Annotated in this window: 11 protein-coding genes and 1 tRNA gene; 4 read left to right on the plus strand and 8 right to left on the minus strand. The window is 62.1% G+C overall.

The window, feature by feature from the left end:
* Positions 1-217 precede the first annotated feature (217 nt).
* From DV027_RS03135 to DV027_RS17360, 3 genes are all read left to right on the plus strand, one after another.
* The gene (locus DV027_RS03135; protein ID WP_130730496.1) at positions 218-1,195 is read left to right on the plus strand and encodes a ribonucleotide-diphosphate reductase subunit beta; all 978 of its coding nucleotides are present in this window, start codon (positions 218-220) and stop codon (positions 1,193-1,195) included.
* Positions 1,196-1,270: 75 nt separating this feature from the next.
* The gene (locus DV027_RS03140; RefSeq protein ID WP_130730497.1) at positions 1,271-1,474 is read left to right on the plus strand and encodes a TOBE domain-containing protein; all 204 of its coding nucleotides are present in this window, start codon (positions 1,271-1,273) and stop codon (positions 1,472-1,474) included.
* Positions 1,475-1,549: 75 nt separating this feature from the next.
* Complete coding sequence (locus DV027_RS17360; protein WP_165399094.1) at positions 1,550-1,720, plus strand: hypothetical protein; 171 nt, start codon at positions 1,550-1,552, stop codon at positions 1,718-1,720.
* A 41-nt stretch (positions 1,721-1,761) separates the two neighbouring features.
* On the opposite strand, the gene DV027_RS03145 is transcribed toward DV027_RS17360, so the two are convergent.
* Positions 1,762-2,229 carry a barstar family protein gene (locus DV027_RS03145; protein ID WP_130730498.1) on the minus strand — a complete coding sequence of 156 codons (468 nt, stop codon included), beginning with the start codon at positions 2,227-2,229 and terminating at the stop codon, positions 1,762-1,764.
* A gap of 407 nt (positions 2,230-2,636) precedes the next feature.
* On the opposite strand from DV027_RS03145, the gene DV027_RS03150 reads away from it, so the two are divergent.
* A tRNA-Ser gene (locus DV027_RS03150) sits at positions 2,637-2,726 on the plus strand.
* A gap of 62 nt (positions 2,727-2,788) precedes the next feature.
* Here the strand turns inward: DV027_RS03150 and DV027_RS03155 are convergent.
* The 7 genes from DV027_RS03155 to dnaE all read right to left on the minus strand — a co-directional run bounded on the left by DV027_RS03155 (position 2,789) and on the right by dnaE (position 15,997).
* On the minus strand, positions 2,789-3,022 hold the full coding sequence (locus DV027_RS03155; protein ID WP_130730499.1) for a transposase: 234 nt from the start codon (positions 3,020-3,022) through the stop codon (positions 2,789-2,791).
* 220 nt (positions 3,023-3,242) lie between these two features.
* A complete protein-coding gene (bcsA, locus tag DV027_RS03160; protein ID WP_130730500.1) occupies positions 3,243-7,835 on the minus strand; it encodes a UDP-forming cellulose synthase catalytic subunit in 4,593 nt (1,530 codons plus the stop codon).
* Positions 7,836-8,328: 493 nt separating this feature from the next.
* The gene (locus DV027_RS03165; RefSeq protein ID WP_130730501.1) at positions 8,329-9,672 is read right to left on the minus strand and encodes a DEAD/DEAH box helicase; all 1,344 of its coding nucleotides are present in this window, start codon (positions 9,670-9,672) and stop codon (positions 8,329-8,331) included.
* Between the two features lie 307 nt (positions 9,673-9,979).
* Positions 9,980-10,591 (minus strand): nitroreductase family protein, encoded by a 612-nt coding sequence (locus DV027_RS03170; RefSeq protein WP_130730502.1) that lies wholly within the window; start codon positions 10,589-10,591, stop codon positions 9,980-9,982.
* Positions 10,592-10,617: 26 nt separating this feature from the next.
* A complete protein-coding gene (gene metW / locus DV027_RS03175) occupies positions 10,618-11,232 on the minus strand; it encodes a methionine biosynthesis protein MetW (protein ID WP_078524387.1) in 615 nt (204 codons plus the stop codon).
* A 2-nt stretch (positions 11,233-11,234) separates the two neighbouring features.
* Positions 11,235-12,404 carry a homoserine O-acetyltransferase MetX gene (gene metX / locus DV027_RS03180; RefSeq protein ID WP_130730503.1) on the minus strand — a complete coding sequence of 390 codons (1,170 nt, stop codon included), beginning with the start codon at positions 12,402-12,404 and terminating at the stop codon, positions 11,235-11,237.
* Between the two features lie 158 nt (positions 12,405-12,562).
* A complete protein-coding gene (dnaE, locus tag DV027_RS03185; RefSeq protein ID WP_130730504.1) occupies positions 12,563-15,997 on the minus strand; it encodes a DNA polymerase III subunit alpha in 3,435 nt (1,144 codons plus the stop codon).
* Positions 15,998-16,021 lie beyond the last annotated feature (24 nt).

Consider the following 16,021-nt stretch of genomic DNA (forward strand, 5'->3'; position numbering starts at 1 on the left):
CCCCCCGGCGCCGGCCCCTCGGTGCACACGGACAGCAGATCCTGATAAAAATTTTTTAAGTGTCGTCTTTTCTTAAAAAAGTGGCGTTCTTTGAAGCTTTTTGAAAAAAACTTCACCAAAAACTTTTTCAAACGGACAGATGGCTGTTGGCATGAAAGGCAACCGCCCTCTAAACCGTAGACCCATCAAAATTCATGTTGTGGCAAAGGGACGACTCATGAGCAAAGACACACCGAATCTTCTCTCGCCCAGCCCGGTCTACAAGCCCTTCCGCTACCCCTGGGCGTATGAGGCATGGCAGACCCAGCAGCAGTTGCACTGGCTGCCCGAGGAAATTCCCCTCGGCGATGACGTGAAGGACTGGAACAACAACCTGTCCGAAACCGAGCGCTATCTGGTCACCCAGATTTTCCGGCTGTTCACCCAGCAGGATACCGAGGTCGAGAACGCCTATATCGACCTGTACATGCCGCGCTTCAAGCCGACCGAAGTGCGCATGATGCTCTCGGCATTTACGAACATGGAAAGCATCCATCAGGCGGCCTACAGCCACCTGCTCGACACCATCGGCATGCCGGAGACGGAATATGCCGCCTTCCTCGAATATGAGGAAATGGCAGCCAAGCACGAGTTCCTCAAGCGCTTCAATATGGACGACCATTACAACACGGCGCTGTCCATGGCCGTGTTCGCGGGCTTTACCGAGGGGCTTCAGCTTTTCGCCTCGTTCGCCATGCTGCTCAACTTCCCGCGCCATAACCTGATGAAGGGCATGGGCCAGGTCGTGACATGGTCGGTGCGCGACGAGAGCCTGCACGTTGAATCCATCACGCGCCTGTTCAAGACCTACATGCAGGAATTCGGCCACCAGATCGACAAGCCCGCCGTGGCTGCCGCCATCCACACCGCCTGCCGCGAGATCGTGACCAACGAGGACCGTTTCATCGACCTCGCCTTCCGCATGGGGCCGGTGCAGGGGCTGAGTGCCGATGAGGTCAAGCAGTATATCCGCTTCATCGCCAACCGCCGCCTGATCGGGCTTGAACTGGCCCCGATCTATGACGTGCCGAGCAATCCGCTGCCATGGATTGACGAGATGATGAACGCGGTGGAGCACACCAACTTCTTTGAAAACCGTGCGACCGAATACAGCCGCGGTGCTACGCAGGGCACATGGGATGAAGCCTTCGCCTGAGCCGCCAGCAGCCATTTGATTGACACGGCTTATGGGCCTACACCCACCCGTGAAGCCAGCAAGGAGACTGAAACGATGAAAATCAGCGCACGCAACCAGATTGCAGGCACGATTAGCGGCATTACCAAGGGTGCGACCACGTCGCATGTCACGATTGATGTGGGCGGCAACACCATTACCGCCTCGATTACGAATGAAGCCGTGGCCGACCTGAACCTGAAGGTGGGTGAAAAGGCGACCGCCATCATCAAGGCATCCGATGTGATGGTGGGCGTCTGACCCTCCTGCCCTGTTTCCGGGCCATCCGCAGGGTGGCCCGGTTATCGTTCCTGAACATGCGCGGGAAACGGGTTCATGTCCTATACACCTGAAGATATTGAACGACTGGCCAGCAAGATCTTTCAGTTACACTACCCGGACCGGCAATGGACCATCGGAACCGATGCCCACGCCGCCACGCTGGAAGAGCAGGAACGCTTCCGCATCCTGGCCCATGAACAGTTATCAAACCCGCATCCGTATTAGGTCGGTTTGAATTGCTGCGCACTGCGGCTGTTCAGGTCAGATTAAACGGACCCGATAACAGGAACCTTGCACGGGAAGCAGGATGCGCAAAGCGCCTGAACCTGTAGAATTGAATGAAACGGCACGGCGGGCCGATCCCATGCTTCACCCTGCTGCACGGGCTGGCTCCATTCCCTGCCTACGGCCTCCAATATTTCCAGAAAGCCCTGTAAGGCGTTTTCTTTTGCTTTGATAAGTATTTTTTCTGCATTTTGGCAAAAGACAACATATTGGCTTCTGTTCATGATCCATGACAGGTCCGTCAGGATGTCCCGAAGTGCATTGAAGTTTTTGCCTGCATAGGGCGGTGCGTGGAATTGTTTGTAAATTTCGTTGTAGAATGCATCAGGCGTCTGCATTAACGATCCAGATAAAATGATTGGATCATAGCTATTATAAACATCCGCCTGATGGTCTGTTTGGAAAAGCCACGGGGCCTCAATATTGTTCAATGTATCTTTTTTAAACATTTCAATTTCTAAAATTACAAGAACATTTTTGACACGGTTTTTTCCAGATAACCTTACGAAATCCTGTCTTTAAATAAAGTAGCCACTCAATACCATAAAAAATCTGATACAAAATGACATGCACCAGACATACAGGCGACACATGCCCCCGTTAATATTTCCTCTCATTCAAGGGGAACTGTACATGATCAAGAAGGCCGTTTTCCTGGCGCTGGCCATTCTAAGCGCTGCACTGGTCAGTTATCCCACGATCAGCAATGCACATCGGCTTGCTGGTCCGGTTTCCCTTTTCGATCAGCACTAACGCCTTTCATGGCAGCAATGGTTGCGCACCGGCATGCACGGCGCGGTTTTTGTGCGGCGTAACCTCTAGACGGCGGCAGCAGACCTAGCTAAACAGACCTTATGGAGAGGTGGCCGAGCGGTTGAAGGCAGCGGTCTTGAAAACCGCCGTGCGTGTGAGCGTACCGTGGGTTCGAATCCCACCCTCTCCGCCATCCTAGCTATTCACACCACATCAATCTGTTTCATACTGGTCGGGCTTTGGCTGGCCGTCAGATCACATGATGCACGCCTGAGCGCCTGAAACCTGATGGGCATGCAGGATGTCTGAATCAAACATCAGAGGCTGATTGTCCGGATCGGCAACCGGCGTCTCAAAACCTTTTACCATCCCTGCATGGCACCAGCAGTGAAAGCGGCGATACACCGTCTGCCATTGGCCATCCCGCTCAGGCAGGTGCTGCCAATACGCACCTGAACGCGCAGGATCAACAGGCAGCCATTCACGCACAGGCGGGTATCCGCTTCCGCATCACTGAATCTGCCGGGCAGAAGGGGCGCAACAAGCTACCATTGTGGCGTAATCAACCCGTAACGCTTTATCCCCACTCAAAACGCCATGCATCCAGAAGAATCTGTATCGCACGAAGCCAGGCTTTTCCCATCTGTCATCATGGCAGCACGCGTGGCAAACGGCGTGCTGCCATACAAACTACACCCAAACGGGCCTGTTAGTGCCCCTCCCCCCGCATGCGGGCTTCTTCATCGGCTTTTGCCTGTTCGCGCACCCGGCGTCGCGCCCGTGCGCGCAGCCACATCCACGCGCCCGTGCCCAGCATGACCGCCCCCGTTACGCCGCATAGATACATCAGCAGCGGATGACGCGAGAGGAACCAGTCCACCCACATCCAGAACGGCAGGTGCCCCACGCTATAGGTGGGCGAGGTGCGGTAGGTCGTGAGCTGGCTGCCGTTTTTCAGCACCAGATCGCCCTGTATCTGCGGCAGCACCTTGCTGTCATGCAGGCTGGTCACCAGCTCCTCGATCCGGCCGCCATCATCACCTATCAGCGCCAGGACCGAGCGATGCGCCGCATAGGGCGATTCCGCCCCGATCATGAAAGCCGCTCCCTTGACGGGGGCATCAAGATTGGCCGTAACACCATTGCGCAGGCCGGCACTATCGCGGTCCTGGAACAGGTACCAGATACCCTGCAGCCCCATGCTCTGCCCAACGGCAAGATGACTGTCATCGATATGGTAGGCCGAACGCGACAGCAGTGCCGCGGCTCCGCCCATCTGCTGCACCGGCGCCAGCAGGATCACATCGCCCGAGGGTGGTTTCTGCGCAACCTGATCCGTGGTGGCCAGTTGCACGCCCGCAACCGGATAGCCCGTAAGCGACCCGAAAAAGCCCATCAGGTCCAGATAGGCGCCAAGCGTGTCGTGGTCAGGGGCGCGGGGCAGCACCACCGTGGTCTCGCCCAGATCGGCCATGCGCGAGAACGGGAAACCGATCTCGGCAAAATAGGACAGGTTGGGCAGCATGGTGAAATGCACCCCACGCCGGAAGTCGAGTATGGAATCCGAATCAACCGCCATCTGCACGTCACCGGGGGTGCGGCGGCATGCGCCAAAATCCACCGGGCGGGTATTGAAGCTGAACTGAAGGTCATTCTGCCCGAACAGAAGCCACGGCGGCATGGCGGTGACATGCCCCACGGCCCCGGCATGCTGGGTCACCATCCGCTCCGACCAGGCCCGCCACAGGCTGTTGGGACGGAGCGAATAGCTCTGGATATAATTGTGGTTGAGATGGATATCGAGCCGCGATGCATTGAGGTCCATTACCGCCCCGTCAGGCGCACGGAACCACAGATCCATCAGGAAAGGCAGCTGGTGCCAGGTATACAGGTCTGGCGGCAGGTGAAAGGGCACATGCAGGGGGGCGCCCACAAAACCCGAGGTCTGCAGGTCACTTGCGGCCACGAGTTCGCCCAGCCGCACCGGGCGGTCGGTGGGAATGAACGCGGGCGCGTCATAAGGCTGGCGCGGGCGCAGGCTGACATCCTGCACCACGATGGATGAAACATCGCCCAGCGTATCAGGCGAGAACACCAGCTTGCGCGCCGCGATCTCGACTTCCTTCGCATTGCGCCCGGTCACGACAAGGATGGTGCCCCATTTGTCGGCCGGGTTGGCAATCTCCAGCAGCGTGGGTCCCGCGGGCGGGTGGCCCTGCTCATCAACCGCAAGGTTCTCGCCAATCTCGATGGCGTTCCCGGTATCGGGCAATGCGGATGATACGGGGAAGGAAATCTGGTGCGAACCCGCCATCCGGCCCAGCCACGAGGCCACGAGCCCCGCCCCGCGCAGAACCTCCGGCGCTGGCGTTGCCGCGGGCAGGACAACCGGCACGCGCATCGCCACCCGCAGCGCGGGGTCAAAGAAAGGCGCGGGCAGGCGGGCAAGCGTGCGTTCGGGCGTGATGCGCGCGGTGGTGAGGGTAATGGTGGACTGGTCCGATATCTTGGCCCACAGCACATCATTATACAGGTCGTTACAGTCGCGCCGGTATTCACCCGCGAAGCGGAAGTTGAGCTTGCTGTCCTCGGTAAAGTAGAGCGGGTCTATGGGGAACTCGACCGGCCCGAAGCTCGGGTGCGTGGGGTCGACCCGGATCGTGCCGACATACTGCTCGTTCAGCGTAATGTTGACGGCAGAGGCTTCTGGCAGAAGCGAAGGTGAAATCGCGCCGGACAGGCTCAGCGTCGCGTGCGTGACCACGCGGTTGGCCGGCACCACCACATCAAGCCCCTGGAGCGGGGAGATACCGGTCAGGCTCAGCGGCCCGTTGACCAGCCCCAGGTCGCGAAATGCAATGGTGCGCGTGACCTCGGTATCGGCTATGCGCCCGGCGGCGGCGGCATCCACCGGCTGCGGCACCGGCGGCAGGTCACCGGAATTGCTGTCGCCCCACGGCGTTGCGGATGAGACGCCCGTACGGTCAAAAACCGTGGGGTGCACGGGTTCAGCCGCCATGGCGGGAAGGACCGCCAGCATGAGGGATGCGATCAGCGCGCCCGCGGTGCCACGTATGCTGCTGGCATGGGTGGGGGGCACGATCAGGCTTTTCTTTTCCAGCTTTTCTTCCTCTTTCTTCCCTCCTGCTTCCTCCTCATCCCCGCTATCGCCTGAAGGGCTGATATTCCACAGATATGGCGGCGCAAGCAGCCCCCCGATGCTCTTGATAACCTGATAGATACTGTTAAGCGGCCGGTCTTCCTTGAAGTCGGCCCAGTTATCCCATGCATCACTGCGCCCGAATACCATGCTCACAACCTGCCGTTCCTCTTCCAGCGTCTCGATCTTCCATTGCAGGTGCAGCCACGCGCCGCGCTGGCCCAGGATGCGGGTGGGCACGGACACTTCAATGCCATCCTCGGGGTGGGTATAGCGCAATTCGATATCGACGGGCGTTTCAAGCTTGGTGGGCAGGTTGAGCGTAACGCCCGCCCCGCCAAGCGAGATATCGGTTGTGTGGGCATGGAAGACATCGCCATTTTCAAAACAGATATCAACCGGCAGCTTGACCCGCACGCGCGGCGCATGCCGGATCTGCCGGGTTTCACGCCCCACCGCAATGGAGGCCAGCACCACGATCAGGCTGATGGTGATCCACAGCGTATTGAGCGCGAAGGACTGGAACGCCAGTTTCTCGTGATAGTCGAACACCATGCCGAACAGGCCGCGCACCATGCCGCCAAACAGGACCAGCGCCATGATGACATTGGGGTACACCGCGCTGAAATCAAAGTAGCCGCGCGCCAGCAGGCCGCCCTTGTCGGTCACGTTGAACTGGCCCTTGTGCGGCTGGAGCAGGGTCACGATGGTGATGCGCACCAGGAACAGCGCGAGCGAGGTCTCGTAAATCTCGCTCCAGAAGGAGTAGCGCCACCGCCCCTCGATGCGCGAGAGCGTCATGATGGAATGAAAGATATGCGGCAGCGCATAAACCGTAATGCCAAACGGGGAGGCCGCGATGATGTTCTGCCCCAGGAACAGGAACGCCAGCGGCGAGACCAGAAAGGTCACCCTTGGTATGGCAAACAGGAAGTGCGACATGGCCGACAGGTAGCAGAGCCGCTGCTCCCACCGCAGGCCGCGGCCGAGCATGGGGTTGTCAAGCCGCATGATCTGGAGCATGCCGCGCGCCCAGCGCACGCGCTGGCCGATATGCAGGATCAGCCGCTCGGTAGCCAGGCCGCCTGCCAGCGGCTGGCGCAGATAGGCGGTGCCCCACCCCTTGCGCTGCATCTTCAGCGCGGTGTGCGCATCTTCCGTGACCGTCTCGGTTGCGAACCCGCCCACGCTGAGCAGGGCCGAGCGGCGGATGGCGGCGCATGAACCACAGAAGAAGGTGGCATCCCAGAAATCATTGCCGTCCTGCACCAGGCCATAGAACATGTTGCCCTCGGGCGGCACGTCATAGCCTGCGGCCAGATTGCGCTGGAACGGATCGGGGGAATAGAAGTGATGCGGTGTCTGGAGCAGGGCCAGCTTGGGGTCGGCCACCATCCAGCCAATAGTCTTGAGCAGGAACGAACGCGTGGGCACGTGGTCACAATCGAAAATGACCACGAATTCGCCTTTCGTGATCTTCATCGCATGGTTGAGATTGCCCGCCTTGGCATGATTGTTCTCGGAGCGGATGATGTAGCCTGCCCCGGATTCCTTGGCGAAGTCATGGAACGCCTTGCGCCGCCCGTCATCGAGAATATAGACGTTGAGCTTGCCCTCGGGCCAGTGCAGGTCCATGGCGCCGAGCACGGTGGAACGCACTAGTTCCAGATCCTCGTTATAGGAGGGGACGTACACATCGACCATCGGCCAGTCATCAAGGTTGTCAGGCAGGCGGTGAGGCTTGCGGTGGAGCGGCCACGACATCTGGAAATAGCTCAGGCACAGGGTCGAGAGCGCATACCCCTCCGCCAGCAGGAGTGCGACTGACAGCACGCTCTGGAGCACGCTGCCAAACTGCACGGTGCTGCCCAGCCGCCAGATCAGGTAACGGAAGGAGACAAACAGCGACAGCATCATGAGGATGCAGGTAATATGCCGCCCCGGCCTGCGGTTGAGAAAAAAGAACAGCCCAACCGTGCCAATGGAAATACAGCCCTGCTGCATGGGCGTGACGCTAACGCCGCCTACCGAGCCGCAGATGAGCGCACCACCTGCCATGAGCAGGAAGATCAGCCCCCTCTGCACGGCGGGCGTGGCCATCAATGCCGCCCCGCCCCACTTCAGCCATAATTCCCTGAACATGATTAACAACCAGATTACCCGAACATAAAGCCCTACAATACGTATATGCATGCCCAGGGGCGCGCCGGAGCCCCTGCGGGCAACAGGTTGCCCCCCCTGCGCCATGGCTGCGCCCTGTTCCCTATAATCGATGGCTCCACAAAAAAAGGATGTGCCTGTTAGGTTTTTCTTAACGAGCCGGAACAGTAAATGAGCCGCCCACATCACTGCAAGATATTATCTGGTTTTTCCACTTATTTCACAAGCGGATGGCACAGACACGCCGCGCTGTTTATTTTGCCAGTACAAATATTGCAACATGCGGAAGACATGTCTGCATTGGGCCCGATTTATAACTTTATTTAATTATTTCACATTAATTAATTCTAAATAATACACATCCAGACCTGTACCACATCATGCAAAAAGGCGCCCGACCAGAGGCCGGGCGCCCTTTTTCAATCATGCCGGCTGCCGTGGCCCACCTGCACATGCAAGGCGGGCCAAGGCCGGGTCAGACCGCGCGGCGGCCGCCACCACCACCACCGGAGCGGTTGCCACCGGGGCGACCACCCCGGCCACCTGCAGGCGGACGACCACCACCGGCCGGACGACCGCCGCCACCGGGGCGACCGCCACCGGGACGACCACCGCCACCGCCACGGCCACGGCCACCACCACCAAGCACGGGCGGACGCATGGTCGAGTTCTCGGCGGCTTCCGAATGGTACGGATGCTCGGACACGACGGGGATCTTCTTGCCGATATTCTTTTCAATATCACGCAGCCAGGCACGCTGCTCGGCATCGCACAGCGAGACCGCCCAGCCCTCGCGCCCCGCGCGCGCCGTGCGCCCGATGCGGTGCACATAGCTCTCGGGCACGTTGGGCAGGTCGTAGTTGAACACGTGGGTCACGTCATCCACGTCGATGCCACGGGCCGCGATATCGGTCGCCACCAGCACCTTCACATTGCCCGAACGGAAGCCCGACATGGCGCGTTCACGTGCACCCTGCGACTTGTTGCCATGAATGGCCTCGGCGGTGATGCCGTGCTCGTTGAGGAAGGTCGCAACCTTGTTGGCCTCGTGCTTCATCAGCGTGAACACCACGGCGCGCTCGACCTTGGGCGAGTCAACCAGCAGCTTCAGCGCCTCGCGCTTGTTGCCGGTATCGACAAACATCACAGCCTGGCGGATGCGGTCCACCGTGCTCGACGGCGGGGTCACCTGCACGGTGGCCGGGTCGCGCAGCAGGCCGTGCGCCAGGTCCGATATGGTCTTGGGCATGGTGGCCGAGAACAGCAGGGTCTGGCGGTCGGTGGGCAGGGCGGCAACAATCTTGCGGATATCGCGCACGAAGCCCATGTCGAGCATGCGGTCGGCTTCATCGAGCACCAGCACTTCAAGGCCGGACAGATCGACATGGCCCTGGCCCATCAGGTCAAGCAGGCGGCCGGGGGCGGCGACGAGCACGTCCACGCCACGGCGCAGCGCCTCGATCTGGCGCCCCTGCCCCACGCCACCGAACACGACAGCATGGCTGAAGCGCATGTGGCGGGCATAGGATGCGAAGCTCTCCCCGATCTGGGAGGCCAGCTCACGCGTGGGGGCCAGCACCAGGGCGCGCGCGCCCTTGGGGTGCGCACGGCCCTTCTCACGGAAAAGACGGTCAAGGATGGGCAGCGCGAAGGCTGCGGTCTTGCCCGTGCCGGTCTGGGCCAGCCCAAGCAGGTCGCGCCCTTCAAGCAGGTAGGGAATGGCGCCGGCCTGGATGGGGGTGGGCGTGGCGTAGCCTTCCTCGTCCAGTGCCCGCAGCAGGGGCTCTGCAAGATGAAGATCGGCAAACGTCGTTGTCATGAATGGCGCCTCCTGGCGCAAAAAAACGGGGCAGCGACCCACTGGGGGCGCTGCGTGCCCGGGTGGCGAACCGACAGGTGAATCCGAAACCGGCCCCATGTGCATGGAGGCGCTCGTTCTGTCGTCGCAAGGATATCATGTAAGGGATAAAGGCCGGTCCAGTCTGCTTATGGTCGTGTCCCCCGCGTCAAGGACACGTGCAATCTAGCCAGCACGGGGAACAGGCGCGGCCCGTTCCCGAGCGTGATGCTGTATCGCGTTGCGGGCCCGACCGCAAGCTTTTAATGCGCGTGGCCTGCGTCCGGCTTCAGCGCGGGGGAAAGCGGTCGGTCAGGATGACCTCGCTGTCGGGCAGCTTGCCCACGCGGGGGCGCGCCTCCTGCGTACCTTTGCCAATGACCACGAACATCGCCACCACATGGTTGGGCGGCAGGTTGACCAGTTTGCCCACGGCCTCGTAATCAAAGCCATCCATGGGGCAGGACTGGTAGCCCATGGCGGTGGCGGCGAGCATGAGCGTCTGGGCGGCAAGGCCGCAGCTGCGCATGGTCTCGTCCTGCTGCACCCATTCGCGGCCTTCATAATAGCGGGTAATCGTGTCCGCCATCTGCTGCCTGACCGCATCGGGCGCGCCGCTGAAGTAGCGGGCGGGGTCTTCCTTCCACGCATCGCGGTCGGCGCACAGCACGATCAGCACCGAAGCGTCGGTCACGTGCGGCTGGTCCCATGCCACCTTGCGCAGTTCGCGCCGCAGGGCGGGGTCTTTCACCACCACGAAACGGCAGTGCTGGACATTGAACGCCGAGGGCGCCATGCGGGCCGCCGAGAGCAGGGTGCGCAGTTCGGCATCGCTGATCCGGTGGTCGGGATCATAGGCGCGGATGGCGCGCCGGGTGCGAATGGCTTCGAGTGTGTCCATGGTCGGGTCTCCCCATCGTGGCGCGTTCAGGGGCGTGGGCCGTCCTTGCGCCGCAGCAGGAACAGCGCCTGTTCGCCAAACAGGTTGGCCAGCCGGATCGAGCGCCGCCACGGTGCGCGCTCGCCGTCCTCATCAACGGCCATCCATTGCTGCACACCATAACCCTCATCGCGGCACAGCGTCAAAAAGTCGAGAATGGTGCACGGGTGGATGTTGGGCGTGTCATACCACGGCCTGCTCCACACGCTGGTCATGGGCATGCGCCCGCGCGTGAGCAGTTGCAGGCGCAGCCGCCAGTGCCCGAAATTGGGGAAGGAGACGATGGCATACCGCCCGATGCGCAGCATCTGGCGCAGCACCTCACGCGGGCGCTCGACGGCCTGGAGCGTGCGCTGCAGCACCACGTAGTCAAAGGCGTTATCGGGGTAATGGGCCAGGTCATGATCCGCATCGCCATGCATGACCGGCAGGCCGTGGGCGACGGAGCGGGTGACTTCCTTCATGTCGATCTCGATGCCACGCGCATCACAGCCGCTGTTGCGGAACAGGTAGTCCAGCAGCGCGCCATCGCCGCTGCCCACGTCAAGCACGCGGGTGCGGGGGCGGATCATGCCGGCGATGAGTCGCTGGTCAAGGCGCATGGTCAGGCAATCCCGGCATGTTCGGCGGCTCCGCACAGGAAGCCACGGATGGTACGGTCAAAATCCGGCTCATCAAGCAAAAACGCATCATGGCCCTTGTCGCTCTCGATCTCGACAAACGACACGTTGGCGGCCACCCGGTTGAGCGCGCGGGCCAGCAGCCGCGACTGCGAGGTGGGGAACAGCCAGTCGGATGAAAACGACACGATGCAAAAGCGCGTGCGCGTGCCCGCAAACGGGTGCGACATATCGCCATCATGCTCGGCGCCGAGGTCGAAATAATCCATGGCGCGGGTGATGGTGAGGTAGGAATTGGCGTCAAACCGCCGCACGAAGGTCGAGCCCTGGTGGCGCAGGTAGCTTTCCACCTCGAACATCTCGCCAAACAGCGAGCCCGGTCCCCCTGCCCCGCCCTTGCCCGGCTCATGGCGCACGCGGCGGCCGAATTTGCGGGTCAGCGCCGCCTCGGAAAGATAGGTGATGTGCGCCATCATCCGCGCCACCGCCAGCCCGCGCGCCGGGATCTCGCCGCATTCCCAATACCGCCCGCCATGCCATTGCGGGTCAGCGAAGATGGCCTGGCGGCTGACCTCGTTGAACGCGATGTTCTGGGCCGAATGGAACGGGCTTGTGGCGATGGGCATGGCCGCGAACACGCATCCGGGGTAGGTCGCGGCCCATTCGAGCACCTGCATGCCGCCCATCGAGCCGCCTACGACCGCCAGCAGGCGGGTAATGCCCAAGTGGTCGACCAGCAGCTTCTGCGCGCGCACCATGTCGCGGATGGTGATGGGGGGGAAGTCGGTGCCCCACGGCTCCTGCGTGCCATCGGGCAGCGTGCGCGGGCTGCGCGGCCCGGTGGTGCCCATGCAGCCGCCCAGCACGTTGCTACAGATGACAAAGAAGCGGTCGGTATCGATTGGCAGGCCGGGGCCGACCATGCGGCTCCACCAGCCGGGCTTGCCGGTGAGCGGATGCGGGTCGGCCACGTACTGGTCTCCCGTCAGCGCGTGGCAGACCACGATGGCATTGTCGCGCGCGGGCGAGAGCGTGCCATAGGTGCGGTAGGCCACATCAACCGGGGCGAGATGGAAGCCGCAGTCAAGCGGCAGGCCCTCGGCAAAGGTCACGCTCTGGTGCGACAGGCTGGTGGCGGGAATGGCGTTGTCCATTCTGTATCCGGCGTTGCATGAACAGGGATGATGCGCAAAAGGCAGCCCCTGCGTATGGCACCCCTGCCCTGAGCTTGCAAGGTTCATGCCCACACGACAAGGCAATGGGCCGCCCCGGAGCATTCTGCATTTATTTATACGTTATCAATGAGTAACATTTAAAACTGCTCGACCTTGCCCACCCCTTCAATGGCCTTGATCATCTGCGCCACGCGCGGGGTCACGCGGTAGCGCTCGGCCAGGGTCAGTTCCACATCCTGTGTTGCGGCGACCGAGGGCATCAGGATCACCCGCCCCCGCCCGCTGCCATGGCCAAGCAGCACGTCGCGGATCGGCTCGATGGCCTCGGCCTGATCGAACCAGATGCGCAGTTCCGCCGCCGCCTCCGCCGCCGCCTGTTCAAGCTCCATCACGTCGGATGCGGTAATGCGCAGCGCCTCGCCTTCCAGCTTGAGGTCGGCCGTGACCACCACGGCATTGCCTGCCACCAGAATTTCACGCGCGCGCGACAGCACCTCGGAAAAGAACGTGACCTCGCACCCGCCCGATGCATCTGACAGGCGCACCCACGCCATCTTGTTGCCCGTGCGCGTGGGGCGCTCCTTGCGGTCGACCACGCAGCCCGCGATCTTGACGCGCCCGATCCCGGCCTGTGCCGCAGCCTCCAGCCCCGTGGCGCGGATTGCGCCCAGCCTGCGCATGAGCGGGCCGTAGGAATCCAGCGGGTGGCCGGTCAGGTGAAAGCCGATGGCGTCCGCCTCCATGTTCAGCCGCTCGAATTCCGGCCAGTCCGCACAGCGCGGCAGGCGCAGCGGCTCGCGCTGGGCGGGTGCCCCACCGCCGCCGCCAAACAGGCCGATCTGCCCGCTTGCCGCCTCCTGCGCGTTGGCCTGCGCGCGGCGCATCACGGTCTCGGCCGCGCCACAGGCCTGCGCGCGGTTGGGCAGGATGGTGTCGAACGCGCCCGCGCGGGCCAGGTTTTCAAGCTGCATCTTGTTGACCTGCCTGGGGTCAAGGCGGGCGGCCAGATCCTCAAGGTCGGTAAAGGGCTTGTTGCCACGCACCGCCACCAGCGACTGCATGGCCCCCAGCCCCACTTTTTTTATTGCCGCCAGCGCGTAGCGGATGCCGTATGTCGCGCCATCGGGCAGTTTTTCCACCGTAAAGTCGGCGCCGGACGCATTGATGTCGGGCGGCAGGAGCGCAATGCCCAGCCGGTCAGCCTCCTGCCGCAGGCCAGCCAGCTTGTCGGTCTTTTCACGCGCAAGCGACATGCAGGCCGCAATAAAGGCCACGGGGTGGTTCGCCTTCATCCACGCGGTCTGGTACGATACCAGCGCATAGGCTGCGGCGTGCGATTTGTTGAAGCCGTAATCAGCAAACTTGGCCATGAGGTCGAACACCTCGGCAGCCTTGTCCTGCTCGATGCCGCGCTTCATCGCCCCTTCGGTAAAGATCTCGCGCTGGCGGTCCATCTCGGCGCGGATCTTCTTGCCCATGGCGCGGCGCAGCAGGTCGGCCCCGCCAAGGCTGTAGCCCGCCATCTTCTGGGCAATCTGCATGACCTGCTCCTGATAGACCATGATGCCATAGGTCTCTTCAAGAATGTCGCGGATTTCCTCGTGCGGCGGCTCCCATGCCTCGCCATGCTTGCGCCGGCAGTAATCAGGGATGTTGGCCATCGGGCCGGGGCGGTACAGGGCCACGGCGGCGATCAGGTCTTCCAGCCGGGTCGGGCGCATCTGCTTGAGCACGTCGCGCATGCCAGCGCCTTCAAACTGGAACACGCCCGCCGTATCGCCTCGCGCCAGCATGTCATAGGTCAGTGCGTCATCCAGCGGCAGGGCGGACAGGTCAACCTTGATGCCCATGCCGTGCAGGAACTGCACCGCGCGTTGCAGGATGGTGAGCGTGGTCAGGCCGAGGAAGTCGAATTTGACCAGCCCCGCCTGCTCCACGAACTTCATGTTATACTGCGTGACCAGCATCTCGCTCTTGGGGTCGCGGTAAAGCGGCACCAGTTCCACGAGTTCGCGGTCACCAATCACGACACCCGCGGCATGCGTGCTGGCGTGGCGGAACAGGCCCTCGAGCTGCTGGCCAATTTCCAGCAGGCGGCGGATGGCCTCGTCCTCGTCGCGCATTTCCTGCAGGCGCGGTTCGCCCTCGATCGCCTGCTTGAGTGTGACCGGCTGGGCGGGGTTGTTGGGGATGAGTTCGGCCACGCGGTTGACCATGCCGAATGGCAGGCCCAGCACGCGCCCCACGTCGCGCACGGCGGCACGCGCCTGCAGCTTACCGAACGTGATGATCTGGGCCACCCGGTCCGGGCCGTATTCACTGCGGACGTAGCTGATGACCTCATCACGCCGGTCCTGACAGAAATCGATATCGAAATCCGGCATCGACACGCGTTCGGGGTTGAGGAAGCGCTCGAACAGCAGGTTGAAGGGAATGGGGTCGATATCGGTAATGGTCAGTGCCCAGGCGGCAAGCGACCCTGCGCCCGAGCCACGGCCCGGCCCTACGGGAATGTCATGCGCCTTGGCCCACTGGATGAAGTCGGCCACGATCATGAAGTAGCCGGGAAATCCCATCTGCGCGATAATATCGAGCTCGAATGCCAGGCGTTCCTCGTATTTCGTGCGCGTCTCGTCATCCACCTCCATGCGCGACAGGCGGTTTTTCAGGCCGGTGATGGCCATGTCGCGCAGGGTTTCATCCTCGGTCTTGCCGGGCTGCACCTTGGGGCACATGGGCAGCAGGGGTTTACGCGTTTCCACCTGGACTGCGCAGCAGCGCGCGATCTCGAGCGTGTTGTCACAGGCCTCGGGCAGGTCGGCAAAGAGTTCGCGCATGACCTCCGGCGGCTTGAACCAGTGCTCGGGCGTAACACGCCAGCGCTCGCGCTCGGCCATGGTGCGGCCCTGGGCAATGCACAAGAGCGCATCATGCGCCTCGTACATGTCGGGCCGGGGGAAGAAGCACTCATTGGTGGCCACCAGCGGCAGGCCCATGCGGTCGGCCATGGCGATCATGCCCGGCTCCACCGCGCGCTCGGCCGCCTGCCCGTGGCGGTGCAGTTCAACCGCCATGTGGCTGCCATAGGCCTCATGCAGGCGGTCCATGAAGCGGGTGGCTTCCTTTTCCTGCCCTTCGGCCAGCATGTGGAACAGCGGGCCACGGCTGCCGCCGGTGAGCAGGAACAGCCCGCCCGCGCGTTCGCATAACTGGTCGAGCGTTACGGTTGGCTCGTCCGTCTCGTGCTGCAAAAAACCTGCCGAGGACAGGAATTGCAGATTGGCCAGCCCCTCCGGGTTGCGCGCCAGCAGCACCAGCGGCTCGGCGGGCATGCCGGGCTTGTCGCTGCGCGACGGGAGTGCGAGCTGGCAGCCGATGATGGGCTGCACGCCTTTCTTGCCGCAATACTGCGAGAATTCGAGCGCGCCAAACATGTTGCCCGTATCGGTTATTGCAACGGCGGGCATGCGCATGTCATGCGCCAGTGCCACCAGTTCAGGCACGCGGATGGCCCCCTGGCTCAGGGAATAGGCGGAGTGGACGCGCAGATGGACAAAATCGGCATGGGACATGCGGCCATTCTACCCCACTCAGGG

The sequence above is a fragment of the Komagataeibacter xylinus genome, assembly GCF_004302915.1.
GTDB lineage: Bacteria > Pseudomonadota > Alphaproteobacteria > Acetobacterales > Acetobacteraceae > Komagataeibacter > Komagataeibacter xylinus_C.

What these genes read in the sequence shown, in the direction of transcription:
- DV027_RS03135 (WP_130730496.1), top strand. Translation starts at nt 218, where the DNA reads ATGAGCAAAGACACACCGAATCTTCTCTCGCCCAGCCCGGTCTACAAG.
- DV027_RS03140 (WP_130730497.1), top strand. Translation starts at nt 1,271, where the DNA reads ATGAAAATCAGCGCACGCAACCAGATTGCAGGCACGATTAGCGGCATT.
- DV027_RS17360 (WP_165399094.1), top strand. Translation starts at nt 1,550, where the DNA reads ATGTCCTATACACCTGAAGATATTGAACGACTGGCCAGCAAGATCTTT.
- DV027_RS03145 (WP_130730498.1), bottom strand. Translation starts at nt 2,229, where the DNA reads ATGTTTAAAAAAGATACATTGAACAATATTGAGGCCCCGTGGCTTTTC.
- bcsA (WP_130730500.1), bottom strand. Translation starts at nt 7,835, where the DNA reads ATGTTCAGGGAATTATGGCTGAAGTGGGGCGGGGCGGCATTGATGGCC.
- DV027_RS03165 (WP_130730501.1), bottom strand. Translation starts at nt 9,672, where the DNA reads ATGACAACGACGTTTGCCGATCTTCATCTTGCAGAGCCCCTGCTGCGG.
- DV027_RS03170 (WP_130730502.1), bottom strand. Translation starts at nt 10,591, where the DNA reads ATGGACACACTCGAAGCCATTCGCACCCGGCGCGCCATCCGCGCCTAT.
- metW (WP_078524387.1), bottom strand. Translation starts at nt 11,232, where the DNA reads ATGCGCCTTGACCAGCGACTCATCGCCGGCATGATCCGCCCCCGCACC.
- metX (WP_130730503.1), bottom strand. Translation starts at nt 12,404, where the DNA reads ATGGACAACGCCATTCCCGCCACCAGCCTGTCGCACCAGAGCGTGACC.
- dnaE (WP_130730504.1), bottom strand. Translation starts at nt 15,997, where the DNA reads ATGTCCCATGCCGATTTTGTCCATCTGCGCGTCCACTCCGCCTATTCC.